Annotated in this window: 23 protein-coding genes; 10 read left to right on the top strand and 13 right to left on the bottom strand. The window is 73.3% G+C overall.

Annotated elements, in window-relative coordinates:
* Nucleotides 1-48: 48 nt before the first annotated feature.
* Genes B079_RS0122050 through B079_RS0122040 form a run of 3 tightly spaced genes read right to left on the bottom strand, consistent with a single transcriptional unit; the run spans nt 49 to nt 3697 of the window.
* Entirely contained in the window at nt 49-1746 is a 1698-nt protein-coding gene (locus B079_RS0122050; protein ID WP_018548011.1) for an L-aspartate oxidase, read from the bottom strand.
* Nucleotides 1743-2744: a pantoate--beta-alanine ligase gene (panC, locus tag B079_RS0122045; protein WP_018548010.1), complete on the bottom strand. Its 1002-nt coding sequence runs from the start codon at nt 2742-2744 to the stop codon at nt 1743-1745. Before panC ends, B079_RS0122050 begins: the two co-directional genes overlap by 4 nt.
* The gene (locus B079_RS0122040; protein ID WP_026248933.1) at nt 2741-3697 is read right to left on the bottom strand and encodes a Rossmann-like and DUF2520 domain-containing protein; all 957 of its coding nucleotides are present in this window, start codon (nt 3695-3697) and stop codon (nt 2741-2743) included. Before B079_RS0122040 ends, panC begins: the two co-directional genes overlap by 4 nt.
* Before the next feature lie 163 nt (nt 3698-3860).
* On the opposite strand from B079_RS0122040, the gene B079_RS0122035 reads away from it, so the two are divergent.
* Both B079_RS0122035 and B079_RS0122030 read left to right on the top strand, forming a co-directional pair.
* Entirely contained in the window at nt 3861-5111 is a 1251-nt protein-coding gene (locus B079_RS0122035) for a threonine aldolase family protein (protein ID WP_078496056.1), read from the top strand.
* Nucleotides 5112-5295: 184 nt separating this feature from the next.
* Complete coding sequence (locus B079_RS0122030) at nt 5296-6402, top strand: DUF5937 family protein (protein WP_026248932.1); 1107 nt, start codon at nt 5296-5298, stop codon at nt 6400-6402.
* Nucleotides 6403-6442: 40 nt separating this feature from the next.
* Here the strand turns inward: B079_RS0122030 and B079_RS0122025 are convergent, their stop codons facing one another.
* Together B079_RS0122025 and B079_RS0122020 are read right to left on the bottom strand one after the other, a co-directional pair.
* Nucleotides 6443-7114, bottom strand: a complete 672-nt coding sequence (locus B079_RS0122025; protein WP_018548006.1) for a response regulator — start codon at nt 7112-7114, stop codon at nt 6443-6445.
* 43 nt (nt 7115-7157) lie between these two features.
* Nucleotides 7158-8363 (bottom strand): sensor histidine kinase, encoded by a 1206-nt coding sequence (locus B079_RS0122020; protein ID WP_018548005.1) that lies wholly within the window; start codon nt 8361-8363, stop codon nt 7158-7160.
* A 211-nt stretch (nt 8364-8574) separates the two neighbouring features.
* Between B079_RS0122020 and B079_RS0122015 the strand changes: the two genes are divergently transcribed.
* A complete protein-coding gene (locus B079_RS0122015) occupies nt 8575-9411 on the top strand; it encodes an NAD(P)H-binding protein (RefSeq protein ID WP_018548004.1) in 837 nt (278 codons plus the stop codon).
* A gap of 26 nt (nt 9412-9437) precedes the next feature.
* Nucleotides 9438-10457 (top strand): SAM-dependent methyltransferase, encoded by a 1020-nt coding sequence (locus tag B079_RS0122010; protein ID WP_018548003.1) that lies wholly within the window; start codon nt 9438-9440, stop codon nt 10455-10457.
* Nucleotides 10458-10463: 6 nt separating this feature from the next.
* Here the strand turns inward: B079_RS0122010 and B079_RS0122005 are convergent, their stop codons facing one another.
* The 3 genes from B079_RS0122005 to B079_RS0121995 all read right to left on the bottom strand — a co-directional run bounded on the left by B079_RS0122005 (nt 10464) and on the right by B079_RS0121995 (nt 14247).
* Nucleotides 10464-11612 (bottom strand): NADH-quinone oxidoreductase subunit D, encoded by a 1149-nt coding sequence (locus B079_RS0122005; RefSeq protein ID WP_018548002.1) that lies wholly within the window; start codon nt 11610-11612, stop codon nt 10464-10466.
* 97 nt (nt 11613-11709) lie between these two features.
* A complete protein-coding gene (locus B079_RS0122000; RefSeq protein ID WP_018548001.1) occupies nt 11710-13017 on the bottom strand; it encodes a hypothetical protein in 1308 nt (435 codons plus the stop codon).
* Nucleotides 13018-13113: 96 nt separating this feature from the next.
* Nucleotides 13114-14247, bottom strand: a complete 1134-nt coding sequence (locus B079_RS0121995) for an alpha/beta hydrolase (RefSeq protein WP_018548000.1) — start codon at nt 14245-14247, stop codon at nt 13114-13116.
* 202 nt (nt 14248-14449) lie between these two features.
* Between B079_RS0121995 and B079_RS0121990 the strand changes: the two genes are divergently transcribed.
* The 6 genes from B079_RS0121990 to B079_RS0121965 all read left to right on the top strand — a co-directional run bounded on the left by B079_RS0121990 (nt 14450) and on the right by B079_RS0121965 (nt 19514).
* Nucleotides 14450-16288, top strand: coding sequence for a phosphatidylglycerol lysyltransferase domain-containing protein (locus tag B079_RS0121990; RefSeq protein ID WP_078496039.1), 1839 nt, complete (start codon nt 14450-14452; stop codon nt 16286-16288).
* Nucleotides 16289-16324: 36 nt separating this feature from the next.
* The gene (gene folP / locus B079_RS0121985) at nt 16325-17239 is read left to right on the top strand and encodes a dihydropteroate synthase (RefSeq protein ID WP_018547998.1); all 915 of its coding nucleotides are present in this window, start codon (nt 16325-16327) and stop codon (nt 17237-17239) included.
* A complete protein-coding gene (locus tag B079_RS0121980) occupies nt 17236-17766 on the top strand; it encodes a nuclear transport factor 2 family protein (RefSeq protein ID WP_018547997.1) in 531 nt (176 codons plus the stop codon). The genes folP and B079_RS0121980 overlap by 4 nt, the downstream gene beginning before the upstream one ends.
* A gap of 232 nt (nt 17767-17998) precedes the next feature.
* On the top strand, nt 17999-18358 hold the full coding sequence (folB, locus tag B079_RS0121975; protein ID WP_018547996.1) for a dihydroneopterin aldolase: 360 nt from the start codon (nt 17999-18001) through the stop codon (nt 18356-18358).
* Complete coding sequence (gene folK / locus B079_RS0121970; protein WP_018547995.1) at nt 18355-18966, top strand: 2-amino-4-hydroxy-6-hydroxymethyldihydropteridine diphosphokinase; 612 nt, start codon at nt 18355-18357, stop codon at nt 18964-18966. Before folB ends, folK begins: the two co-directional genes overlap by 4 nt.
* A 59-nt stretch (nt 18967-19025) precedes the next feature.
* The gene (locus tag B079_RS0121965) at nt 19026-19514 is read left to right on the top strand and encodes a DUF3180 domain-containing protein (protein ID WP_018547994.1); all 489 of its coding nucleotides are present in this window, start codon (nt 19026-19028) and stop codon (nt 19512-19514) included.
* A gap of 48 nt (nt 19515-19562) precedes the next feature.
* Here B079_RS0121965 and folE read toward each other — a convergent pair whose 3' ends face one another.
* The 5 genes from folE to B079_RS0121940 form a co-directional block, all read right to left on the bottom strand.
* Entirely contained in the window at nt 19563-20168 is a 606-nt protein-coding gene (gene folE / locus B079_RS0121960; protein WP_018547993.1) for a GTP cyclohydrolase I FolE, read from the bottom strand.
* Nucleotides 20169-20278: 110 nt separating this feature from the next.
* Nucleotides 20279-22318: an ATP-dependent zinc metalloprotease FtsH gene (gene ftsH, locus B079_RS0121955; RefSeq protein ID WP_018547992.1), complete on the bottom strand. Its 2040-nt coding sequence runs from the start codon at nt 22316-22318 to the stop codon at nt 20279-20281.
* A gap of 192 nt (nt 22319-22510) precedes the next feature.
* A complete protein-coding gene (gene hpt / locus B079_RS0121950) occupies nt 22511-23071 on the bottom strand; it encodes a hypoxanthine phosphoribosyltransferase (protein ID WP_018547991.1) in 561 nt (186 codons plus the stop codon).
* Between the two features lie 85 nt (nt 23072-23156).
* Nucleotides 23157-24227, bottom strand: coding sequence for a tRNA lysidine(34) synthetase TilS (gene tilS / locus B079_RS0121945; protein ID WP_018547990.1), 1071 nt, complete (start codon nt 24225-24227; stop codon nt 23157-23159).
* A 223-nt stretch (nt 24228-24450) separates the two neighbouring features.
* Nucleotides 24451-25584 carry a zinc-dependent metalloprotease gene (locus tag B079_RS0121940; RefSeq protein ID WP_078496038.1) on the bottom strand — a complete coding sequence of 378 codons (1134 nt, stop codon included), beginning with the start codon at nt 25582-25584 and terminating at the stop codon, nt 24451-24453.
* Nucleotides 25585-25785: the final 201 nt, after the last annotated feature.

The following is a 25785-nucleotide window of genomic DNA, read 5'->3' as shown; positions in this document are numbered from 1 at the left end:
TGCGGGTGGGACAGGTCTGCGCCGGGGTGGCCGGGCCTGGGGCCGGTGTCACCGGGTCGGGGGGAAGTCTGCGGTCTCGGTGACGCGCTCGGCCAGGGAACGGTCCGGGCGGAGCGTCACCACGATGTGGCGGCGCCAGTGGTCGTCGTCGCGCTCGGGGCGGTCCTCGCGCCAGTGGCAGCCCCGGGTCTCCTCGCGCAGCCGCGCGGCGGCGACCAGCACCCGGGCGATGCTCAGGAGGTTGGTGGCCTCCCAGGTGTCCACGCCGGGCTCGGGGGTCTTGCCGTCGGTCTCCAGGGCCTCGCGCGCCTCGGCGTGCAGCCGCTCCAGGCGCTCGGCGGCGCGCGCGAGCGAGTCCGCCGAGCGCAGCACGCCCGCGCCCTCGGTCATGATCCGCTGGACGGCGTACCGGGCCTCGGGGGCGAGCAGCGGGTGCGCGGGCCGCTCGGCGTACGGCACGGGGGCGGGCACGCGCGCGGTGAGGGTGCCGTCGGCGTGAGCTGCCGCGAGGTCGGCGGCGATGCGCTCGGCGTAGACGAGCCCTTCGAGCAGGGAGTTGGAGGCGAGCCGGTTGGCGCCGTGGACGCCGGTGCAGGCGGTCTCTCCGCACGCGTACAGGCCGGGGACCGTCGTACGGCCCCGGTCGTCGGTGCGGACGCCGCCGGAGGCGTAGTGGGCGGCCGGGGCGACCGGGACCGGCTCGGTGACCGGGTCGATGCCGTGGGCGCGGCAGGCGGCCAGGATGGTCGGGAAGCGCCGCTCCCACATCTCGGCGCCGAAGTGGCGGCCGTCGAGGTACATGTGCTCGGCGCCCGTCTCCTGCATGCGCCGGGTGATGCCCTTGGCGACGATGTCGCGCGGGGCCAGCTCGGCCAGCTCGTGCTGCCCGGCCATGAAGCGCGTGCCGTCGGCGTCGACCAGGTGGGCGCCCTCGCCGCGCACGGCCTCGGAGACCAGCGGCTGCTGGCCCTCGGCGTCGGGGCCGAGGAAGAGCACGGTCGGGTGGAACTGGACGAACTCCAGGTCGCTGACCTCGGCGCCCGCGCGCAGGGCCAGCGCGACGCCGTCGCCGGTGGAGACGGCCGGGTTGGTGGTCGCGGAGAACACCTGGCCCATGCCGCCGGTCGCGAGGATCACGGCGGGCGCGTGCACGGCGCCCACGCCGTCGTGCTGGCCCTCGCCCATGACGTGCAGGGTGACCCCGGCGGTGCGGCCCTCGGCGTCGGTGAGCAGGTCGAGCACGAGCGCGTTCTCGATGGTGCGCAGCCCGCGCGTACGGACCGCGTCGACCAGCGCGCGGGAGATCTCGGCGCCGGTGGCGTCCCCGCCCGCGTGCGCGATACGGCGGCGGTGGTGGCCGCCCTCGCGGGTGAGCTGGATGGTGCCCGCGTCGTCGGTGTCGAACCGGGCGCCGGTCGAGATCAGCCGCCGTACGGCCCCTGGGCCCTCGGTGACCAGGAGGCGTACGGCCTCCTCGTCGCACAAGCCCGCGCCCGCGACCAGGGTGTCGTCCAGGTGCTGCTCGGGCGTGTCGCCCTCGCCGAGCGCGGCGGCGACGCCGCCCTGGGCCCAGCGGGTCGAGCCGTCGTCCAGGCGGGCCTTGGTGACGACGACCGTGGTCAGTCCCGCCGCCTCGCAGCGCAGGGCGGCGGTCAGCCCGGCCACGCCGGAGCCGACGACCACCACGTCGGCCGGGATGGCCCAGCCGGGGGCGGGCGCGTGCAGTCGTATACCGGTGCTGGTCACGAGGCGGCTCCGGGGGTTCCGAAGGTGAGAGGGATGTTGTCGATCAGCCGGGTCGAGCCGACCCGGGCGGCGACGGCCAGGACGGCCTCGCCGGTGAAGCCGTCGCCGATCTCGGTGAAGTCGGCGGGGTCGACCAGGGCGAGGTAGTCCAGGACGAGCGGTGGTTCGAAGTGGACGCCCTCGTCCAGGATCTGCCGGGCGGCGGCGCGGACGGCGGCCGGACCGCCGGGTACGGCGGTGGCCACGGCGTGCGCGTCGGCCGCCGCGCGGGACTCGCCTATGGCGCTCAGCGCCTCGGCGCGCGCCTGGGTGGAGGGCACCTCGCGGGCGCGGGCGCGCAGCGCCTCCTGGGCGGCGTGCCGGTCGCGGCCCGCGAACAGCGCGCGGGAGAGCGTGAGGGCGGTGTCGCGCTCCTCGGGCGAGAGGTAGCGGTTGCGGCTGGAGAGGGCGAGCCCGTCCTCCTCGCGCACGGTCGGCACGCCGACGATCTCCACACCGAAGTTGAGGTCGCGCACCATGCGCCGGATGAGGGCGAGCTGCTGGGCGTCCTTCTGGCCGTAGAGGGCGACGTCGGGGCGGGTGAGGTGGAGCAGCTTGGCGACGACGGTGAGCATGCCGTCGAAGTGGCCGGGGCGGGTGGCACCCTCCAGGCGCTCGCCCATGGGGCCCGCCGTGATGCGGACCTGGGGGTCGCCGCCGGGGTAGACCTCGTCCACCGAGGGCGCGAAGACCGCGTCGGCGCCCGCGCGCCCGGCGAGCGCGAGGTCGGCCTCCAGGGTGCGCGGGTAGCGGTCCAGGTCCTCGTTCGCGCCGAACTGGAGCGGGTTGACGAAGACCGTGACGACGACCTCGCCCTCGGGCCCGGCGATCGCGCGCGCGGCGCGGATCAGCGTGGCGTGGCCCTCGTGCAGGGCACCCATGGTCATCACGACGGCACGTCGGCCGCGCCGCACGCGCGCGTGCAGCTCGTCGGCGGTGCTCAGCAGGGTGGTGGTCATCGGGCGTTCCCCTCGGGGCCGTTCGTTCCGTTCGTTCCGCCGGGGCCGTCGGCGGTGGGGGCGAGCGCTCCCAGCAGGTCCTCGGCCAGCTCGGCCTTGAGCAGGCCCGAGGCGAGGGCGCGGTCGGCGGTGGCGCGGGCCATCGCGAGGTAGCCCTCCACCGCGTCCGGCGCGTGCTTCCGCAGCTGGTCGAGGTGCGCGGTGACCGTACCGGCGTCGCCGCGCGCGACCGGGCCGGTCAGGGCCGCGTCGCCGGAGCGCAGCGCGTTGTCCAGGGCGGCGCCGAGCAGCGGGCCCAGCATCCGGTCGGGGGCGTCGACACCGGCGGTGCGCAGCAGCTCCATGGACTGGGCGACCAGGGTGATCAGGTGGTTCGCGCCGAGGGCGAGGGCCGCGTGGTAGAGCGGGCGGTTCTCCTCGGCGATCCACTCGGGCTCGCCGCCCATCTCGATGACCAGGGCCTGCGCGGCAAGGCGCAGCTCCTCGGGCGCGGTGACGCCGAAGGAGCAGCCGGCCAGGCGCTGTACGTCCACGGGGGTGCCGGTGAAGGTCATCGCCGGGTGCAGCGCGAGCGGGAGCGCGCCCGCGCGCAGGGCGGGCTCCAGGACGGAGACGCCGTACCGGCCCGAGGTGTGCACCAGGAGCTGGCCGGGGCGGACGGCGCCGGTCTCGGCCAGGCCGGTGACCAGGCCGGGCAGCGCGTCGTCGGGGACGGTCAGCAGCACCAGGTCGGCGCGGCCGAGGACGTCGGCGGGCGGCACCAGCGGCACGCCCGGGAGCATCGCCTCGGCGCGCCTGCGGGAGGCGTCGGAGACCCCCGAGACGGCGACCGGGGTGTGCCCGGCGAGCTGGAGGGACGCGGCGAGCGCGGGGCCCACGCGTCCGGCGCCGACGACGCCCACGGTGAGCCGCGCGGGGCGGTCCTTGCTGTCTGGCTGGTGGACTGTACTCACGCGACGGTGGCCTTCCCGTTCCAGTCCGCATCTGGGTACCGGACGATTTCTCGTCATGTTAACGCTATCCGGGGAAGCGGCTCAGGTTGTCCACAGGCTGTGGGCGGCGGGGGCGGGAAAACTCCGGTGCCCGGGGGTGGGGGCGCGGGGCATCATCGGCCGTATGACGGATACGGCGGGGCAGGGCGGCGGGGGCGGGTTCCGGGACGGGGCGCAGGACGGGTTCCGGGGCGGGGAGCCGGGCGGGTTCCAGGGCGAGGGGCCGGGTGCCTCGGAGGAGCCCTCGCTGCGGGAGCGGCGCGCGGCGGCGCTGCGCGGGGCGCGGCGGGTGCTCTCGCGCGCGGGCTGGCGGGGCACGCTCCGCGAACGCCTCGCGCACCTCCAGGAGGCGGCGCCCGGGGTGTACGACCTGGACGAGCCCACGGACCTGTACGGCGACCGGATCGTGGCCGCCCTGGAGGAGCGGGTGGCCGCGCTGCTCGGCACGGAGGCCGCCGCGTTCTTCCCGACCGGGACGATGGCCCAGCAGGTGGCCCTGCGCTGCTGGGCGGCCCGCACCGGCAACCCCGTCGTCGCTCTGCACGCCCTCGGCCACCCCGAGCGGCACGAACGCCATGCGCTGAGCCAGGTCGCGGGGCTGCGGCCGGTGATCCTGACGACCGAACACCGGCAGCCCACGGCCGCCGAGGTCGCGGAGTTCCCCGAGCCCTTCGGCACCCTCATGCTCGAACTCCCGCTGCGGGACGCCGGGTTCCTGCTGCCGACCTGGGAGGAGCTGACGGAGACCGTGGAGGCGGCGCGCGAACGGGACGCGGTGGTGCACTTCGACGGCGCGCGCCTGTGGGAGTCGACGGTCCGTCTCGGCCGCCCGCTGGAGGAGATCGCGGGCCTGGCCGACAGCGTCTACGTGTCGTTCTACAAGTCCCTCGGCGGCTTCGGCGGCGCCGCCCTCGCCGGTCCCACGAGCCTGATCGAGGAGGCCCGCACCTGGCGGCACCGCTACGGCGGCACCGTCTTCCAGCAGTTCCCGACCGTCCTGTCCGCCCTCGTCGGCCTGGACCGTGAACTCCCCCGCCTCCCGGAATACGTCCATCACGCGCGCGTGATCGCCACCGCCCTCCGCGAAGCCCTCGCCACCGCCGGCCTCCCCTGGTCCCGCGTCCACCCCGAGGAACCCCACACCCACGAGTTCCAGGTCTGGCTCCCGTACGACCCCGACACGGCCGCGGAAGCCGCGATCCGCCAGGCCGAGGAAACGGGGACGATGCTCTTCGCCAACGCCTGGGACACAGCGGGCCCGGGCCTCACGACCACCGAGGTCACGGTCACCGAAGCGGGCCTCATCTGGACCCCGGAGGACGTGAAGCGGGCGGTGACGGAGTTCGCGGAGCGGGTACGGCTACTGAAGGACTGAGCCAGGCTCTGGGCCCGCCCCTGGACCTACGACGTCCGGGACCGGCGCCCCGACCACCCGGTCAGCGCGGCGCGCCAGCGGCCCCTCACCGGGCGGCCTGCCAGGACCGAGGGGTGTCGCGTCGATTGACGGCCCGCGTCAATCCATCGCCGGACCGCCGGAGGCGACCGGCACCATGGACGTCATGAGCGTGACCATCGACATCGACGGGCTGGCCGCGGAGCGGATCACCGCTGTGCCGTCCCCGCTGGCGGAGCTGGGGATGGCCCTGCACGCCCTCAGCGAGACGGGCCATCATCCGCAGCTGCACGGCTGGGCGACCGGGGTGAGCGGGCGGCTCGAGGCGTGTCTGGCGGACCGGTTGTGCGAGGCGGAGTTCCTGTGGCGGACGTCGATCGCGGACATCTTCTGGCCGTTCGCCGGGATTCCCGGGCGGCGCGCGCTCCCGGGGGCCACGCTGCTCGACGAGCTGGAGCTGCTGGACCAGCTGACGGACGACCAGTTCGTGCTGGCGGCGACGGAGTTCAGCTGCATGCCCTACCGGCCCGGCCGCCCGGAGGCGAGCCCGCTCACCGATCCGGTGGCCCGCTGCCGCGCCCTGGAGCTGGCCGCCGCGCGCGGGACACGCCAGGAACGGTTCACCCGGCGCATCCTGGACGATCCGCCCGCCGTCCGCGCCTGGTTCCGCAGGCTGGTGCTCGACTGCGAGGAGGCGTTCTTCGCGGACCTGTGGGCCCGCACCCAGACCCAGCTGGCGGCGGACGCCCGGCACCGCACCGAGCTGCTGAACCGCAAGGGCCCCGCCGACGCGCTCTCCTCGCTGTCCAACGCGGTCACGGTGGACGAGGAGACGCGCACCGTCACCGTCGACAAGCTCCTGGTGGGCCGTACCGCCACCGGTGACGGCGGCCTGGTCCTGGTCCCGACCGGCATCGGCTGGCCGCACGTCCTGGTCCTGCACCGCCACGGCTGGCAGCCCGTGATCATCTACCCGGCCCAGGCGCCCCGCCCGCAGGCGCCCACCGTCGAACAGCTCACCCGCCGCCTGGAAGCGCTCGCCCACCCGACCCGGCTGCGGCTGTGCCGCCATCTGGCCCGCGGCCCGTACAGCACCAGCGAACTGGCCGACGCGCACGGCATGTCCGCGCCGGAGATCTCCCGCCACCTGGCCGTCCTGAAGAAGGCCGAGCTGATCACCAGCTGCCGCCACGGCCGGTACGTACGGCACCAGCTGGACCTCTCGGCGGTGGCCCGCCTCGGCAGCGACTTCCTGGAGGGCGTCCTGCGCTGAAACGATCCTTCGCCGCAACGATCCGCCAGGCCGCGCCCCCTCAGCCGTTCCCGCCCGCCCGCACCAGCCCCGTCTCGTACGCCAGCACGACCACCTGCACCCGGTCCCGCAGCCCGAGCTTGGTCAGGATGCGGCCCACATGGGTCTTCACGGTCGCCTCGGACAGGACCAGGCGCGCGGCGATCTCCCCGTTCGACAGCCCCTGTGCGACCAGGATCATGACCTCGCGCTCGCGGTCGGTCAGCCGGCCCAGCTCCTTGTGCCGGGGCTGCGGTCCGGCGGCGGGCAGCATGGGCGCGAAGCGGTCGAGCAGCCGCCGGGTGGTGGACGGCGCCACCACCGCGTCGCCGCTGTGCACCGCGCGGATCGCGCTCAGCAGCTCGCCCGGCGGCACATCCTTGAGCATGAAGCCGGAGGCGCCCGCCTTGAGCCCGGAGAAGGCGTACTCGTCCAGGTCGAACGTGGTCAGGATGAGCACCTTCGGCGGGTCGGGCTCCAGACAGATCCGCCGGGTCGTCTCCACGCCGTCCAGCTTGGGCATCCGCACGTCCATGAGGACCACGTCGACCTCGGTGGCGGCGAGCACCTGAAGCGCCTCCACGCCGTCGCCCGCCTCCGCGACGACCTCCATGTCCGGCTGGGCGGCGAGCACCATCCGGAACCCGGTGCGCAGCAGCACCTGGTCGTCGACGAGCATCACGCGGATCGTCATGGGTCCTCTTCCGGTAGCGGGGGGAGTGGGGCGTACGAGGGGATCAGTTGGCCGGTTTGAGCGGCAGCAGGGCACTGATGCGGAAGCCGCCGCCGGGGCGGGGTCCGGCGTCCAGGGTGCCGCCGACCATGCCGATCCGCTCCCGCATCCCGATGAGCCCGTGGCCCTGCCCGTCGGCGCCGCCCTCCTCGTACAGCTCGTGCGGGGCGCCCTTGCCGTCGTCCTCGACCAGGAGGCCGAGCCCGTCGTCGAAGTAGACGAGCCGCACGCTGGCGCCCGCCTCGGGGCCGCCGTGCTTGCGCGTGTTGGTCAGCGCCTCCTGCACGATGCGGTACGCGGTCAGCTCGACCCCGCTGGGCAGCGGGCGCGGGGTGCCCTCGACCTTGAAGTCCACCGGGAGGCCGGAGTCACGGCACTGCGCGACCAGGTCGTCGATCTGGCCGACGTCGGGCTGGGGGACGTACTCCCCGCTCTCCTGGTGCTCACCGGTGCGCAGCACGCCCAGCAGGCGGCGCATCTCGGCGAGGGCCTGGCGGCCGGTGGAGGAGATCGTCTCCAGGGCCTTCTTGGCCTGGTCGGGGGCGGCGTCCAGGACGTAGGCGGCGCCGTCGGCCTGGACCACCATGACGGACACGTTGTGCGCGACCACGTCGTGCAGCTCGCGCGCGATCCGGGCGCGCTCGGCGGCCACCGCGACCTTGGACTGCGCCTCGCGCTCCTTCTCCAGCCGGGCCGCGCGCTCCTCCAGCTGGGCGAAGTACGCGCGCCGGGTGCGCATCGAGTCGCCCAGCACCCAGGCGAGCGCGAACGGCACGGTCTGGAACACGGCGAGCGCGATCTGCCCGAGCCCGCTGGTGTGCTCGTTCGGCCAGCGCAGCTGCGCCAGCGAGGCCGCGACCAGGCTGCCCCCGAGCGAGAGCCGCGAGGCCCAGCGGGCGCCCGTCGCGGCGACCGTGTAGGTGATCACCAGCATCGCGAAGTCCGCGGCGACCGGCTGGACGTCCAGGATCAGCTGGGCCACTCCGGTGGCGAGCACCACGAGGAGCATCATCTCGGGCAGGCGCCGGCGCAGGGCCAGGACCGCGCACAGGACCACGGAGACGGCCCATGCCTCGGCGTAGGTGCCATGGTGGTTCGGGGTGCCGTCCATGTTCACGACACTCACACCGGAGAGCCCGAGCAGGACGACGGCCCAGAAGCAGTCGACCCACGTCGGGTGGCGGCGGAGGAAGTCATAGAGACGCTGCACGTAACCCAGAGTAGGTAGGGCGGACGCACCCGGGGTCAGCCGGAGGGGCGATCCGTACGCGATACGTGTACGCCGCAAGGTGGATGCCGTGGCCCTAGGGCCAGGGCAGGAGGGCGCACCGGTCCTTCCGGCCGATGCCCGCCACCGGTCCGTCCCCCTAGGCTCGGCCGGGCCAGGGAAGGACGCTCCACCCGAGCCCCAGGAGGCCATCGTGATCGCAGTGACCGGCGCCACCGGCAACGTCGGACGTGCCCTCGTCGAACGGCTCGTCGCCGCGGGCGAACCGGTACGGGCCCTGACCCGCGACCCGGAGAACGCGGGGCTGCCCGAGGGCGCCGAGGTGGTCCGCTTCCGGCCGGACGATCCGGGCGCCGCGTTCGACGGGGTGACCGGGCTCTTCCTCTACGTCCAGGCCGGGGGCGACGACCGCCCGGGCCTGCTCGCCGCCGCCCGGGCCGCGGGCGTACGGCACGTCGTGCTGCTCTCCTCCGGCATCGTCGGCGGGAGCGCCGACGAGAGCCACCCCATCCACGTCCTGCACGCCACGGCCGAGCGGCAGATCCGCGACAGCGGCCTCGCCTGGACGTTCCTGCGCCCGAACGCGTTCGCCACCAACGCCCTCCAGTGGGCGCCTCAGCTGCGCAAGGGCGACACCGTGCGCGGGGTCTTCGCCGACGCGCTCACCGCCCCGATCCACGAGGACGACATCGCCGCCGTGGCCGAACGCGCGCTGCTCGACGACGGCCATGAAGGCGCCGTACACCGCCTGACCGGGCCGGAGGCGACCACCAACACCGACCAGATCGCCGCGATCGGCCGGGCGACCGGACGCGAACTGACCTTCGTGGAGGTGTCGCCCGAGCAGGCCGGGCCCGAGCTGTTCCCGCACGCCCCGCCGGAGTTCGTCCAGTCCCTGCTGAAGAGCTTCGCCGCGACCGTCGGCGTGGCCCCGGAGATCACCGACACGGTGGAGAAGATCACCGGTGTTCCCGCCCGCACCTTCGGGCGGTGGGCCGAGGATCATGCCGGGGACTTCCGGAAGGGCTGATCCGGGGGGGGACCTAGGCTGTCCCGGTGACGAAGGAACCCGGCGCGGAGAACGTGTGGCGCGGCTGGCGGGCGGCGACCGAGGACGCGCTCTACGGCCCCGGTGGCTTCTACCGGCGTCCCGAGGGCCCCGCCGGGCACTTCCGCACCTCCGTGCACGCCTCGGCGCTGTTCGCGGCGGCGGTGGCCCGGCTGCTGTGCCGGGTGGACGAGGCGCTGGGGCGGCCGGAGCGGCTGGACTTCGCGGACCTCGGGGCGGGGCGCGGCGAGCTGGTCACGGGGGTCCTCGCCGCCCTGCCCGCCGAGGTGGCGGCCCGCACGCGCGCGTACGCCGTGGAACTCGCGGACCGTCCGGCGGACCTGGACGGGCGGATCGAGTGGCGGGACGAGCTGCCGGACGCGCTCACCGGGCTGCTCTTCGCCAACGAGTGGCTGGACAACGTCCCCGTGGACGTGGCCGAGACGGACCCGGCGGGCGTGCCCCGGCGCGTCCTGGTCGCCCCGGACGGCACCGAACGGCTCGGGGAACCGCTCGAGGGACCGGCGGCCGACTGGCTGGCCCGCTGGTGGCCGCTGCCCGCCGAACCGGGCGCCCGCGCGGAGATCGGGCTCCCCCGTGACCTCGCCTGGGCCGCGGCCGTACGCCGGGTCGAGCGCGGGCTCGCGGTGGCCGTGGACTACACCCACGCGCTCGGCGCACGCCCCCCGTTCGGCACCCTCACCGGCTTCCGGGAGGGCCGGGAGACGGCCCCGGTGCCGGACGGCACGTGCGACATCACGGCGCATGTCGCGCTGGACGCGTGCGCGGCGGCCGGAGCGGCGGCGGCGAACACCGAGGCGCCCGGCCCGCTCACCCAGCGCGCGGCCCTCCGCGCCCTGGACGTGACCGGCGTACGCCCCCCGCTCGCACTCGCCACCACGGACCCCGCCGGATACGTCCGCGCCCTCGCGCGCGCCGGGGAGGCGGCCGAACTCACCGCGCCGGGTGGCCTCGGCGACTTCGGCTGGCTCCTCCAGCCGGTCGGACTGGACGGAACCCCCCTCTAGCGAGCCCTACTTGTCGATGTCCCCCACCACGAAGAACATCGACCCCAGGATCGCCACCATGTCCGCCACCAGCGTCCCGGGCAGCAGCTCCCCGAGCACCTGGATGTTGTTGTACGACGCCGAGCGCAGCTTGAGCCGGTACGGCGTCTTCTCGCCCTTGCTGACCAGGTAGTAGCCGTTGATGCCGAGCGGGTTCTCGGTCCAGGCGTAGGTGTGACCCTCGGGTGCCTTGAGCACCTTGGGCAGCCGCTGGTTGACCGGGCCCGGCGGCAGTTCCGCGAGCCGGTCAAGACAGGCGTCCGCGAGGTCCAGGGCGTTGTGGGTCTGCGCGAGCAGGACCTCGAAGCGGGCGAGACAGTCGCCCTCGGTGCGGGTGACGACCTCGAGAGTGTCCTGGAGTTCGCCGTAGGCCAGGTACGGCTCGTCGCGGCGCAGGTCGAAGTCCACGCCGGAGGCGCGCGCGATGGGTCCGCTCACACCGTAGGCGTGCACGGCCTCGGGTGCGAGCGTGCCCACGCCCCGGGTGCGCCCCCGGAAGATCTCGTTGCCGAGCACCAGGTCGTCGAAGACGTCCATGCGGGAGCGCACGGCGGCCACCGCGTCCCGCGCGCGTCCGGTCCAGCCGTCGGTCAGGTCCTCCTTGAGGCCGCCGACCCGGTTGAACATGTAGTGCATCCGGCCGCCGGAGACCTCCTCCATGACGTTCTGCAGCACCTCGCGCTCGCGGAACGCGTAGAAGACGGGCGTGATCCCGCCCAGCTCCAGCGGGTAGGAGCCGAGGAACATCAGATGGTTGAGCACCCGGTTCAGCTCGGCGAGCAGCGTGCGCGTCCACACCGCGCGCTCGGGGACCTCCATGCCGAGCATCCGCTCCACCCCGAGGACGACGCCCAGCTCGTTGGAGAACGCCGACAGCCAGTCGTGGCGGTTGGCGAGCATGATGATCTGGCGGTAGTCGCGGGCCTCGAAAAGCTTCTCGGCGCCCCGGTGCATATAGCCGATCACCGGCTCCGCGCGCTGGATGCGCTCGCCGTCCAGCACGAGCCGCAGCCGGAGCACACCGTGCGTGGACGGGTGCTGGGGGCCGATGTTGAGCACCATGTCGGTGCTCTCGGCGGCGCCGCCGATCCCGACCGTGGTCTGGGTCGCTGTCATGGTCCCAGTCTCCCTCACGCGCGCGCGGGCGGCGGAAACGGACGAGCCCGGCGCTCCCTGGTCGGGAGGGCCGGGCTCGTGGACGCTGCGGCGCCGGTCAGGAGACCACGCTGCGCAGCCCCTGTACGTCGATGTGCTCCGTCTCGTCGTGCGCGGTCAGGTCGATGACCTGCCCGGCCTCACCGACGGCGGGCTTGTAGCCGGACTCCGCGTCCGCCTTGTGCAGCGCGAGCGCCTCCTGGCCGACGACGTCCGCCAGGTCCTCGTTCTGCACGGCGCCCAGGGCGGGCGTCGCGGTCTGCTTCTGGGTGCCGAAGAAGTCGAACCCGCCCTCGACGCCCGGGCGCCGGGTGGGCTGGGGAGAGACGACGGCCACGGCGGTCGGCACGGTGAAGTGGCCGGCGCGGCGGGCATGGCGCGCGGAGACGGGCGCCTCGGCGGCGGGCTCGGGCGTGGCCTCGGCGCGGGTGTGGGTGTCGGCGTCGGGATCGGGGGCGGTCTCGGTGGTGGCTTCGACGCCGGTCTCGGTGTCGGCCGCGCCGGTCACCTCACCGCTGTCCGCCTGCGAGGCGCTGTCCGCCTCGGCCTCCGCGTCGACCGGCTCGGGGTCCGCGGGCTCGGACTCGACGGTCTCGGACGTCGCCGTCTCGGCCGGTATGGACGCGGCCCTGGCCGTCTCGCTCCGGGCGGCCGTGGACTTCGCGGACTCGGACTTGGCCGCCGCCCGCTCCCGCTCGCGGTCCCGGTCGAGCCGCGCCAGCGCCGTACCGGCCCGCCGGAACAGCTCCGCGCCCTCGGCGGAGAACACCGAGGCGGCAGGCTCCGGACGGGACGCCACCACGTCGTCGTCCCGCTCCTGAACCTGAGGCTCCGTCGGCTCCTCGGCAGCGGCGCCCTCTTCGGACTCCGCCCCCGTCCCCGGCGGCAGCGCGAGCGCGTCGGCGGAGTCGCCCGACTCCAGCTCCAGGAGCCGTCGGCCCTCCAGGGCGCTGGCGCGCTCGGTCTCGGCCGTGGCGTACCGGCGCAGCAGGGAGGCGTGTTCGTTGCGCAGCCCGGCCAGTTCGGCGCGCTTGGCCCGCAGCCGCCGCTCCAGCTTGGCGCGCACCTCGCGTGCCTCTTCGAGGTCGGTCTCCAGTTCGGCGACGCGTTCCTCGAAACGCCATTCGTCGCTGGCCCGCGCGCGCGTGAGGTCGGCGACCTGCTTGCCCGCCTGGGCGTCCCAGCGGCGCATCACGACGGCACCGGCGACGGCCGTCACCGCGACGACGGCGGACAGCGCCCGCAGCACCCCCGTACCGGCGAACACCCAGGGGGCCAGCGCGCAGACGACGGAGACCCCGGCGATCGCCGTCGAGGGCAGCAGCCGGTGCAGAGGCGGGGAATGACGGTGGCGTCCACGTGGCATGGCCAGAAACTTACCGCGCGTAGGCGGCTGGTGGACCCGGGTGGCCTAAAAATCCGGCCACACCGCTCGCGTCACAGAGTGTCAGGTTGTCCGGTTTCAGCGGTCGGTGAGCTGTCCGCTGAGCCACTGGAGGGCCGGCGGGATCTCCCGTCGCCAGGTGTTGAAGTTGTGGCCGCCGCTGTCCAGGATGATGGAGGAGATCCTGGTCCGGTCGGTGGCCCGGACCTCCTTGATGAAGTTCAGGGTGTCCTTGTAGTTGTGCTCGCCGACCCGGCTGCTGGTGACCAGCAGCGAGGTGTCGGGCGCCGGTTCGTGCTTGAGCAGCCAGTGCAGGTCGGCGTGATCGCGCAGGTTCTGGTCGCCGTGGAAGAGGTCGCCCGTGGTCGGGTCGAGAGGCGCGGAGTAGTACGCCGAGAGCCCGGCGGCGGCGGCGTAGGTGCCCGGGTGACGCATCGCCAGCTTCAGCGCGCAGTAGCCGCCGGTGGAGTCGCCGACGATGCCCCAGCTGCCGGGGCGCTTGCCCACGCGGTAGTGGGCGAGCACGGCCTCGGGCAGGTCCGTGGCGAAGAAGGTCTCGGTCTGCGGGCCGTTCGGCACGTCCACGCACTCGGTGTCGCGCGGCGGTGCGAGGGTCGGGCGCAGCATCACCAGGATCATCGGCTGCATCCGGCCGTTCTTGGCCAGCTCCCGCGCGGTGCGCGGATAGTGCAGCTTGGAGATCAGTGCCTGGGCCGTACCCGGGTAGCCGGTCAGCACGACGGTGGTGGGGAAGGTGCGGGTGCGGTACTGCGGCTGGAAGTATTCGGGCGGCAGATAGACGTACGCCGGGGTGGCCAGGTGGGAGACGCGGCCGACGATGTCCACCTTCTGGATCTGCCCCGCCGTCTGCGGATCGGCGTCCGAGCCCGAACCGCCCTTCACCCGCGAGGTGGAGACGACCTGGAGCGGGCCGCCCGCGGAGCTGTCGGTGGACTGGTCGATCACGATGCCCTGGTCGGTCTCCGTGCCGAACAGGTCGGCCCAGCCCGCGTAGAAGCCGAACGCCTGGTTGGCGGCGAGCCCGAGCGAGCAGATCAGCGCCAGCTGGGTGGCCAGGAGGAGCCCGGCGCGGCCGACGAGGGTGCGCCAGGTGGACCGGGCCAGCCGGGGCCACAGCCACAGTGTCGCGCCGAAGAACGCGACGGCGAACACGACCGCCAGCAGCAGCAGTTTGTTGCTCGTGAGACCCATGGGCTGAATTCCTGTCCGCGTTTCAGCCCCGGCCGCCACGCTTCGTCACGCGGTCTTGCCCGGGGCTTTCCTTGACCTTTGACCCGGCTTTCCGAAGAGGAGTGAACCTCTGAGACCGGCACACCGTCCTAGAAGGCGCAATGTGACCGGATGCCCCGATCGGCACCGGGCTTCAAGGTCTCTCGCAGAACTACGGGATGCGATGTCTGTCAGGATAGATGGGGAAAAGTCAGGCCAGGTTCCGGGCCGACCGAACCGGGCGCGGCGCTTTCCGCGCGGCCCGCGTCCGGAGGCCGTTCCCGTCCTGACGGGCCGGGCGTGCGCCCTCGTGGGGATCGTGGACATCGCCGCAGGCGTGTTCCCGCGCTTCCGTCACAGCCGTATGCACGCGCTGGCCGAGGTGCTGCCCGGGTCCTTCGGGCCGTTCGCGGCGGCGCTCTCGCTCAGCGCGGGGGTGCTTCTGCTGCTGCTCGGACACGGGCTCAAACGGCGCAAGCGGCGGGCCTGGCGGGCCGCCGTCGCGCTGCTGCCCGCGGGCGCGGTCGCCCAGTTCCTGTACCGGCACTCGCTCATCGGCATGTTCATCTCGCTGGTGCTCTTCACGGTCCTGCTCTGCTACCGCCGTGAGTTCGCCGCGCTGCCCGACCCGCGCAGCCGCTGGTGGGCGCTGGCCAACCTCGTGCTCATGGGCGCCGGTTCCCTCGCCCTCGGACTGGTCATCGTCAGCGTCCACCCCGGCCGCACGATCGGCGACCCGAGCCTGGCCGACCGGCTGACGCACGTCGTCTACGGCCTGTTCGGCTTCGAGGGCCCGGTGGACTACCAGGGCAGCACCTCCTGGACGGTCGCCTTCTCGCTCGGCGCGCTCGGCTGGCTGACCGCCGCCACCACCAGCTATCTCGCCTTCCGCCCCGAGCACCCGGCCGCCCGCCTCACCGAGGAGGACGAGAGCAGGCTGCGCGCCCTCCTGGAGCGGCACGGGCGCCGCGACTCCCTCGGCCACTTCGCGCTGCGCCGCGACAAGGCCGTCGTCTTCTCCCCCAGCGGCAAGGCCGCCGTCACCTACCGCGTCGTCTCCGGCGTGATGCTGGCCAGCGGCGACCCGATCGGCGACGTGGAGGCGTGGCCCGGCGCCATCGAGCGCTTCATGGACGTCGCCAAGGCCCACTCCTGGGCCCCGGCCGTCATGGGCTGCTCGGAGACGGGCGGCGAGGTGTGGACCCGCGAGACCGGCCTGGACGCCCTGGAGCTGGGCGACGAGGCGGTGGTCGACGTGGCGGATTTCTCGCTCGCCGGACGCGCGATGCGCAACGTGCGCCAGATGGTCAAGCGCATCGAGCGGGCCGGCTACGAGACCCGGGTACGGCGGGTGCGTGACCTGGGCGACGCCGAGCTGGAGCGGATCCGCCGCGCGGCGGAGGACTGGCGCGGCACCGACACCGAGCGCGGCTTCTCCATGGCGCTCGGCCGCATCGGCGACCCCGCCGACGGCGACTGCCTGATCGCCACCGCCCACAAGCAGGACGAGGTGCCCGGACCCTACGGCGACCTCAAGGCGATCCTGCACTTCGTGCCCTGGGGCCCCGACGGCGCCTCGCTCGACCTGATGCGCCGCGACCGCTCCGCCGACCCCGGCATGAACGAACTCCTCATCGTCGCCGCCCTCCAGGCCGCGCCCCGCCTCGGCATCACCCGGGTCTCGCTCAACTTCGCGATGTTCCGCTCCGCCCTCGCGCGCGGCGAGAAGATCGGCGCGGGCCCGGTGCTGCGCGCCTGGCGCGGGCTCCTGGTGTTCCTCTCGCGCTGGTTCCAGATCGAGTCGCTGTACAAGTTCAACGCCAAGTTCCAGCCGCGCTGGGAGCCCCGCTTCCTGGTCTACCGCGCCTCCGGCGATCTGCCCCGCATCGGCTTCGCCGCCATGCAGGCGGAGGGTTTCGTCAACCTCGCGCTGCCCCTGCCGCGCTTTCTGCGCGGACGCCGGGCCACCACCCCGCGCCCCTGCGGGCACGCCGCCGTCGAACACGACGTACGCGCCGCCTGACACGGCCCCGCCCCCTTCGGGGCCTACGCTGAACGTATGAACAACCACAGCGGACGCGGCCGGGTGGCGGGCCTGCCGGAACGGGACCGGTGCGCGGTCATGGGGGTCGTCAACGTGACCCCCGACTCCTTCTCCGACGGTGGCCGCTGGTTCGACACGACCACCGCCGTCAAGCACGGTCTCGACCTGGTGGCCGAGGGCGCCGACCTGGTCGACGTGGGCGGCGAGTCCACCCGGCCCGGCGCCACCCGGGTGGACGAGGCGGAGGAGCTGCGCCGGGTCATCCCCGTGGTGCGCGGGCTGGCCGCCGAGGGCGTGGTCGTCTCCGTGGACACCATGCGCGCCTCGGTCGCCGAGCAGTCCCTGGCGGCGGGCGCCGCGCTCGTCAACGACGTCAGCGGGGGTCTCGCCGACCCCGCGATGCTCCCGGTGGTCGCCGCCGCGGGGGCTCCTTTCGTGGTGATGCACTGGCGCGGCCTGCTGGCGGGCGGCAACGTCCGGGGGCAGTACGCCGACGTCGTCACCGAGGTCGTGGACGAGCTGCGCGCGCGGGTGGACGCCGTCCTCGCGGCCGGTGTCGCCCCGGACCGGATCGTCGTCGACCCGGGCCTCGGCTTCTCCAAGGACGCCGACGACGACCTCGCCCTGCTCGCCCACCTGGACCGGCTGCGCGCGCTCGGCCACCCGCTGCTCGTGGCCGCCTCCCGCAAGCGCTTCCTCGGCCATGTGCTGGCCGGGCCCGACGGCGTCACCCCGCCCGCCCGCGAGCGCGACGCGGCCACCGCCGCGGTCTCCGCGCTGGCCGCCCAGGCGGGCGCCTGGGCCGTACGGGTGCACGAGGTGCGCGCCACCGCCGACGCGGTGCGCGTGGCCCGCGCGGTCGAGTCGGCCCGGGAGCGGGGCCCCGCAGCCGGTACGTCGGCCGGTACGTCGGCGGAAGGAGCGCGGTGAGCGCGCCGCATCTGGACGTCGAACAGGTCTCGGCCGCCAACACCGCCTTCTACGAGGCGCTGGAGCGCGGCGACTTCGAGGAGCTGGCCGGTCTCTGGCTCACCCCCGCCGACCTCGGCGTGGACGAGGAGTACCACGACCCCGCCGACGCGGGCGTGATCTCCTGCGTGCACCCGGGCTGGCCGGTGCTGACCGGGCGCGGCGAGGTCCTTCGGTCGTACGCGCTGATCATGGCGAACACCGACTACATCCAGTTCTTCCTGACCGACGTGCATGTCTCCGTCACCGGCGACACGGCGCTGGTCACCTGCACCGAGAACATCCTCAGCGGGGGCCCGGCCCCTGAGGAGGGCGAGGAGCTGGGCCCGCTGGTCGGCCAGCTGGTCGTCGCCACCAACGCCTTCCGGCGCACCCCGGCGGGCTGGAAGCTCTGGTCGCACCACGCCTCCCCGGTGCTCGCGGGTTCCGACGACGACGAGGACGAGGACAACGGCTCCCACCCGGACGACGACGGCACCCTGGCCTGAACACCCCGGCGGGAGTGGTTGGAATCACCCCGGCCCGGGTAGGTGCGCACACCAGTCGGCGGCGCGGCCGGAATTCACGGGGTTCCCTCCCGGTGAACGATCCCGGTCCGGCACCGGCCGACACCCCGTGGCCCGGCCCTGTCGGTGCCCGCAGGTAGATTCGTCCAAGGCCGGTGCGCCGCCCGCCCGCGGCACCGACCGGCCGTTCCCGACGATTGCAGGAGTGATTCGCGTGGATCGTGTCGCGCTGCGCGGCCTGAAGGCCCGTGGGCACCACGGCGTGTTCCCCAGGGAGCGCGAAGAGGGCCAGACCTTCCTCGTGGACCTCGTCCTCGGCCTGGACACCCGGCCGGCCGCGGCCGACGACGACCTGGCGAAGACCGTGCACTACGGCCTGGTGGCCGAGGAGGTCGTGGCCGTGGTCGAGGGCGAGCCGGTGAACCTGATCGAGACGCTGGCCGAGCGGATCGCCCAGACCTGCCTGAAGCACGACGCGGTGCGGGAGGTCGAGGTGTGCGTCCACAAGCCGGACGCACCGATCACCGTGCCCTTCGACGACGTGACCGTCACCATCCTCCGGAGCCGAGCATGACCCGACCTTTCGCCCAGGGGCAGAGCGACCCGACCGTCCAGCCGGTCCCCGCGTCCGTCGTCCAGAAGGTGGACGAGGCCGACTCGACCCTGCACAACCCCCAGTGGGCCGTGCTCTCCCTCGGCGCCAACCTGGGCAACCGCCTGGAGACCCTGCAGGCCGCCGTGGACGCCTTCGAGGACACCCCGGGTGTCCGGGTGAAGGCCGTCTCCCCGGTGTACGAGACGGAGCCGTGGGGCGTCGCGCCCGGCAGCCAGCCCGCGTACTTCAACGCGGTCGTCCTGCTGAAGACCACGCTGCCCCCGTCCTCCCTGCTGGAGCGGGCCCACGCCGTGGAGGAGGCCTTCCACCGGGTCCGCGACGAGCGCTGGGGCCCGCGCACCCTGGACGTGGACATCGTCTCGTACGCCGGTGTCACCTCCGACGACCCCGAGCTGACCCTCCCCCACCCGCGCGCCCACGAGCGGGCCTTCGTCCTGGCCCCCTGGCACGACGTGGACCCCGCGGCCGAACTGCCGGGCCGGGGCGCGGTGGCCGAGCTGCTGTCGGCCGTCACCCGGGAGGGCGTCGCCCCGCGCGGGGATCTGGAACTCCGACTGCCCGAGTAGTCGTTAAGGTCAGGACGACCGCGGGCCGGGACGGGTCCGGGGGGAGCTGAAGGGACACCGTGAAACAGCTGCGCATCAGGGTGCTGGCCGGCGTGTTCGTCGCGGCCGGCGTCCTGTCCTGGGCGGGCGCCCGCCTGTGGAACTCGCTCGGGACGCTGCCCGGCGTGCCGCTGGCCGCCCCCATCGTCCTGGCGCTGATCGCCGTGGTGCTCTTCGCCACGGCGCTCTCGCTGCGCGGCCGTTTCAAGGCCCAGCGCGAGCGCCGTCCCGGTGCCAAGGGGGTCGACCCGATGATGGCCGCCCGCGCGGTGGTCTTCGGCCACGCCAGCGCCCTGGTCGCCGCCCTGGTCTGCGGCATCTACGGCGGCACGGGCGTCTTCCTGCTGGAGCTGCTGGACCTTCCGCCCCGCCGCGACCAGGCCGTCTACGCCGGTTTCGCGGTCCTCGCGGGCATCGCCGTCATAGCGGCGGCCATCTTCCTGGAGCGCGTCTGCCGCCTCCCCGAGGACGACGACGAGAACAACGGCCGCCCGCACCCGGTGGCCTGACGGCACACCGGGCCGGGGGGCGCCTGATCCGTTCCGCGCTCGGCGCGCTCAGCGCGCCATGATGAGGCTCATCGCCTCGTTGCGGGTCGCCGCGTCCCGCAGCTGGCCGCGTACCGCCGAGGTGATGGTCTTCGCGCCCGGCTTGCGGATGCCCCGCATCGACATGCACATGTGCTCGCACTCCACGACCACGATGACGCCCCGGGGCTCCAGTATCTCCATCAGGGAGTCCGCGATCTGCGTGGTGAGCCGTTCCTGCACCTGGGGCCTGCGGGCGTAGACGTCCACCAGGCGGGCCAGCTTCGACAGGCCCGTGATCTTCCCGGAGACCGAGGGGATGTACCCGACGTGGGCCACGCCCCGGAACGGGACCAGATGGTGCTCACAGGTGCTGTAGACCTCGATGTCCTTCACCAGGACCATCTCGTCGTGCCCCAGGTCGAACGTCGTCGTCAGCACGTCCTCGGGCTGCTGCCACAGCCCCGCGAAGATCTCCCGGTACGCCCGCGCCACCCGCCCCGGAGTCTCCCGCAGGCCCTCGCGGTCCGGGTCCTCGCCGATCGCCATCAGCAGCTCGCGGACCGCGTTCTCGGCGCGCTTCTCGTCGAACTCGCCGACGGGGCCGTTTCCGGCCAGCGTCACGGGGTCGGTCATCTGTTGCCTCGTTCCTGTACGTCTCGCCCGCGCGGACATGGCGAAATGCCGCGCCCCCCAGGCTAGAACCCGGGGGGCGCGGCATACATTCCGGCCAGCTGGCCGAAGGGTCAGCTGTCGGTGCGGTCCTCGGGGGACTGCTCCGTGACCGGGGCCGCCTCGGCGGCCGTGGACTTGACCGTGCTGATCGCGGCCGTGGCGCCGTTCGCACCGTTGGTCAGTGCCAGCTCCTTGGGGGAGAGCACCGGCGGGCGGGTGGAGGGCGTACGGCGGGAGGAACCGGTCCACGCGGGCCGCGGCGGGCGCTTGTGGATCGGGGCGAAGATCTCGGCGATCTCCTCCTTGCCCAGGGTCTCCTTCTCCAGGAGGGCCAGGACCAGGTTGTCGAGCACGTCGCGGTTCTCGACCAGGATCTCCCACGCCTCGTTGTGCGCGGTCTCGATGAGCTTCTTGACCTCTTCGTCCACCAGCGCGGCGACCTCTTCCGAGTAGTCGCGCTGGTGAGCCATCTCACGGCCCAGGAACGGCTCGCTGTTGTCGCCGCCGAACTTGATGGCGCCGAGCCGCTCGGTCATGCCGTACTGGGTGACCATCGCGCGGGCCACGTTGGTGGCCTTCTCGATGTCGTTCGCGGCGCCGGTGGTCGGGTCGTGGAAGACCAGTTCCTCCGCCGCCCGGCCGCCCAGCATGTAGGCGAGCTGGTCCAGCATCTCGTTGCGCGTGGTCGAGTACTTGTCCTCGTCCGGGAGCACCATCGTGTAGCCCAGGGCGCGGCCCCGGGACAGGATGGTGATCTTGTGGACGGGGTCGGAGTTCGGCGAGGCCGCCGCGACCAGGGCGTGACCGCCCTCGTGGTACGCGGTGATCTTCTTCTCCTTGTCCGACATGATCCGGGTCCGCTTCTGCGGGCCCGCGACCACACGGTCGATCGCCTCGTCCAGCGCCTGGTTGTCGATCAGCTTCTGATCGCTGCGCGCGGTGAGCAGGGCGGCCTCGTTGAGCACGTTGGCCAGGTCGGCGCCGGTCATGCCGGGGGTCCGGCGGGCGACGGCGGCCAGGTCGACGTCGGGCGCGACCGGCTTGCCCTTCTGGTGGACCTTCAGGATCTCCAGGCGGCCCTGGAGGTCCGGCGGGTCGACCGCGATCTGCCGGTCGAAACGACCGGGACGCAGCAGCGCCGGGTCCAGGATGTCGGGCCGGTTCGTGGCGGCGATCAGGATGACGCCGCCCTTCACGTCGAAGCCGTCCATCTCGACCAGGAGCTGGTTCAGGGTCTGCTCGCGCTCGTCGTGACCACCGCCGAGGCCGGCGCCGCGGTGGCGGCCGACCGCGTCGATCTCGTCGACGAAGACGATCGCCGGGGCGTTCGCCTTGGCCTGCTCGAAGAGGTCGCGGACGCGGGAGGCGCCCACACCGACGAACATCTCGACGAAGTCGGAGCCGGAGATCGAGTAGAACGGCACCCCGGCCTCACCGGCGACGGCACGCGCGAGCAGCGTCTTGCCGGTACCGGGACGGCCGTAGAGCAGCACGCCCTTGGGGATCTTGGCGCCGACGGCCTGGAACTTGGCCGGCTCCTGAAGGAACTCCTTGATCTCCTGGAGTTCTTCGACGGCCTCGTCGCAGCCCGCCACGTCGGAGAAGGTCGTCTTCGGCGTGTCCTTGGTGATGAGCTTCGCCTTGGACTTGCCGAAGTTCATGACCCGGGAGCCGCCGCCCTGCATCTGATTCATCAGGAACAGGAAGACGACGACGATCAGGACGAAGGGCAGCAGCGAGAGCAGGACGCCGACGAACGGGTTCTGCTTCGAGGGCGAGACGGTGTACCCGTCCGCGATCTGCTTGTCCTGGTACTTGTTCTGCAGGGTCTGGGCGATCGCCACGCCCTGGTCGCCGATGTAGCTCGCCTGGATCTTCGAGCTGCCCTCGACCTTCACGCCGGGCTTGAGGTTGACCTTGATGGTCTGTTCGTCACCGGTGGTGACCTTGGCCGACTGGACCTTGTTGTCGTTGATCGCGGCGACGACCTGGCCTGTGTCCACCGTCTTGTAGCCGCCGGACTGGCCGACGACCGTCATCAACACGACCACGGCAAGGACGGCCAGCACGATCCACATGACCGGCCCACGGAAGTATCGCTTCACGTCCATCCATACGGAGCGGTGTCGCCCCGTCCCTCCTGCCATAGTGAGTTTGATAAGACAGTTCTTCTGACGGTACCCCAGCATGGACGCCCGCAGCCGCACGGAGCGGTACGGACGGACTGTGGTCCGCCTCTCCTTGCTCCAACGGCGCGAGCCCCGCCGGGGTTCCCGATCTTCGGCCGAGCTGATCCGCTCGGGTCAGCCGCCGTAGACGTGGGGCGCGAGCGTACCGACGAACGGCAGGTTGCGGTACTTCTCGGCGTAGTCGAGGCCGTAGCCCACGACGAACTCGTTGGGGATGTCGAAGCCGACCCACTCCACGTCGATCGCGACCTTGGCCGCCTCCGGCTTGCGCAGCAGCGTGCACACCTTGAGGGAGGCGGGCTCGCGCGAGCCGAGGTTCGAGATCAGCCAGGACAGGGTCAGACCGGAGTCGATGATGTCCTCGACGATCAGGACGTGACGGCCCTTGATGTCGGTGTCGAGGTCCTTGAGGATGCGGACCACTCCGGAGGACTGGGTGCCCGCCCCGTAGGAGGACACGGCCATCCAGTCCATGGTGACGGGGGTGGACAGCGCCCGGGCGAGGTCCGCCATCACCATCACCGCGCCCTTGAGGACACCGACGATGAGCAGGTCCTTGCCCGCGTACTCCGCGTCGATCTTCGCGGCCAGCTCGGCCAGCTTCGCGTCGATCTCTTCCTTGGTGATGAGCACCGACTTGAGGTCCGCACCCATGTCTTTCGCGTCCACCCGCATCACTTTCGGTCGTCCCGCACTTACGGCCGCACTGTGGCGGCCGGCGGCCCCGGCCGCCTGGGAGGATCGCTCCCGGGGCCGGAACTCAGCCTTGCCGAATCACCAGTCTGCCACCCTGACGCTGGGCGACGACCTTGCCGGGCAGGTTGATGGCTCCCTGACCGCGCCAGCCGGTGATCAGACGGTCGACTTCCTCGATGTGCCGGGCGAAGAGGGAACCGGCCGGAGCGCCCGCCTCGATGGCCGCCCGGCGCAGCACCCGGCGGCGCACGGCGGGGGGCAGCGCGTAGAGCTTGGCGCACTCCAGGCGGCCCGCCGCGTCGCGTACGGAGGACTCGGCCTGACCGGCCCAGGCGTCCAGGGCGTCGGCGTCGTCGCGGGAGAGCTGGGCGGTGCGGGCGAGGGCTTCCACGACGCCCTTGCCGAGCGCCTTCTCCAGGGCGGGCAGGCCCTCGTGGCGCAGCCGGGAGCGGGTGTAGGCCGGGTCGGCGTTGTGCGGGTCGTCCCAGACCGGCAGCGACTGGACCAGGCAGGCCTTGCGGGCGGTCTGCCGGTCGAGCTGGAGGAAGGGGCGCCGGTAACGGCCGCCGGCCCCCGAGACCGCGGCCATCCCGGACAGGGAGCGGATGCCGGAGCCGCGGGCGAGGCCGAGCAGGACGGTCTCGGCCTGGTCGTCGCGGGTGTGGCCGAGCAGGACGGCGGCGGCGCCCTGGCGTTCGGCGACGGCGTCCAGCGCGGCGTACCGGGCGTCGCGGGCGGCGGCCTCGGGGCCGCCCTCGCGGCCGACGGTCACGGCGACGGACAGGGCGGGGTCGAGGCCCAGCTCGCGCAGGCGCAGGACGACCTCGTCGGCGCGCAGCCCCGAGCCCTCCTGGAGTCCGTGGTCCACGGTGACGCCACCGGCGCGCACGCCGAGGCGGGGGGCCTCGAAGGCGAGGGCGGAGGCGAGGGCCATGGAGTCGGCGCCGCCGGAGCAGGCGACGAGCACGAGGGGAGGCGCGCCCTGCTCGGCGGGCGGGCCCGCGTCGTGGGCGGTGCGGCCGGCCGGTGCGAGGGCGGTGGCCGCCTCGGGGCGGCGGCTGTGTTCGGTGATGACGTCGTGCAGTACGCGGCGGACCGCCAGGCGTATCGCCGCGACCGCGGGGTGGGGCCCCATGTCCGGTTCCCTTCATGGAGTTTCGGGAGTGAGCCCGGGTTCGGTCACTCAGAGTGCGTCGATGGTGACAGAAGCGGGCCCTTCCCCGAGCATCGCACGCCTACGCATGGCTGACGGTCCCTCGGACGGGTGATAGGAACGGCGTCCGCCTGCCGTCGTCCTGCCGTCCGTTCGAGGGAGTTCATGGCGCGTGCTCGTGGTGCGCGGGCCGGCGCGGGCCGGGCTAGTCGGTCCTGCCGTGCACGCGGGCGACCCAGTCGGCCGGTTTGGCGATCTCGGCCTTGGTGGGCAGCGTGTTGGGCGAGGTCCACACGCGGTTGAAGCCGTCCATGCCGACCTCGCCGACGACCGCGCGTACGAAGCGTTCGCCGTCGCGGTACTGGCGCAGCTTGGCGTCCAGGCCGAGGAGTTTGCGCAGGGCGAGGTCGAGGTGGGAGGCGCCCTTGGCGCGGCGCTGCTGGAACTTCTCGCGGATCTCGGCGACGGAGGGCACCACGTCGGGGCCGACGCCGTCCATGACGAAGTCGGCGTGGCCCTCCAGGAGGGACATCACGGCGGTGAGGCGGGCGAGGATCTCGCGCTGGGCGGGGCTCTGCACCAGGTCCACCAGGGAGCGTCCGCCGTCGTCCTCCTCGCCCTCGGGGCGTCCGCCCGCCAGGGACTGGGCGGCGTCGCGGAGGCGTTCGAGGAAGGTCACCGGGTCGACGTCGGTCTCCGCGAGGAAGGACTGGATCTCGCCCTCCAGGTGGTCACGGAGCCAGGGCACGGCCGTGAACTGGGTGCGGTGGGTCTCCTCGTGCAGACACACCCACAGCCTGAAGTCATGGGGCTCCACGTCGAGTTCGCGCTCCACGTGGACGATGTTCGGCGCGACGAGCAGCAGCCGTCCCCCGCCGGGGGCGCCCGCGGCCGGGAGGTCGGCGGTGGCGGGGGCGAAGGTCTCGTACTGCCCGAGGACGCGCGAGGACAGGAACGACAGCAGCATCCCCAGCTCGACGCCGGTCACCTTGCCGCCGACGGCGCCGAGGACGGCGTTGCCCGGGCCGTTGCCGCGCCGCTCCTGCATCTTCTCCAGCAGGGGCCGCAGGATCTCCCGGAACCCGGCGACGTTGGCCCGCACCCAGCCGGGCCGGTCGACCACGAGCACCGGGGTGTCGTGCACGTCCTCGGTCCCCATCCGGGTGAAGCCCCGGACATGCGCCTCCGAGGACTTCGCGTGCCGCCGCAACTCCGCGACCACGGCCCGCGCCTCGTCCCGGCTCACCTCCGGCCCGGGCCGCACGAGCCGAGTCGCGGTCGCCACCGCGAGGTTCCAGTCGACCATCCCGGAAGATGCGGTCCCACCGAAGCTCGTCATGCGTCAACGGTACGTGAGCGGCGGCCCTCCGGGCAGGCTGTACGGGGGCTCTGCGTGGGGTGCGCGGGGGCACCGGTGCAGGTGCGCGGGGCGCGCGGGCCGGGTCGCGTTGGCAGGGGGAGGCCCGGTGGGCGGACGGGGGTGAGCGGGGCGCGCGCTGGGCGGGGCGCGTGGTGAGCGGGGCGCGGCAGATGACGCGGC

The organism is Streptomyces sp. LaPpAH-108 (assembly GCF_000373625.1).
GTDB lineage: Bacteria > Actinomycetota > Actinomycetes > Streptomycetales > Streptomycetaceae > Streptomyces.
The sequence above is the reverse complement of the archived record's forward strand: the minus strand, read 5'-3'. Positions and strand labels throughout refer to the sequence as shown.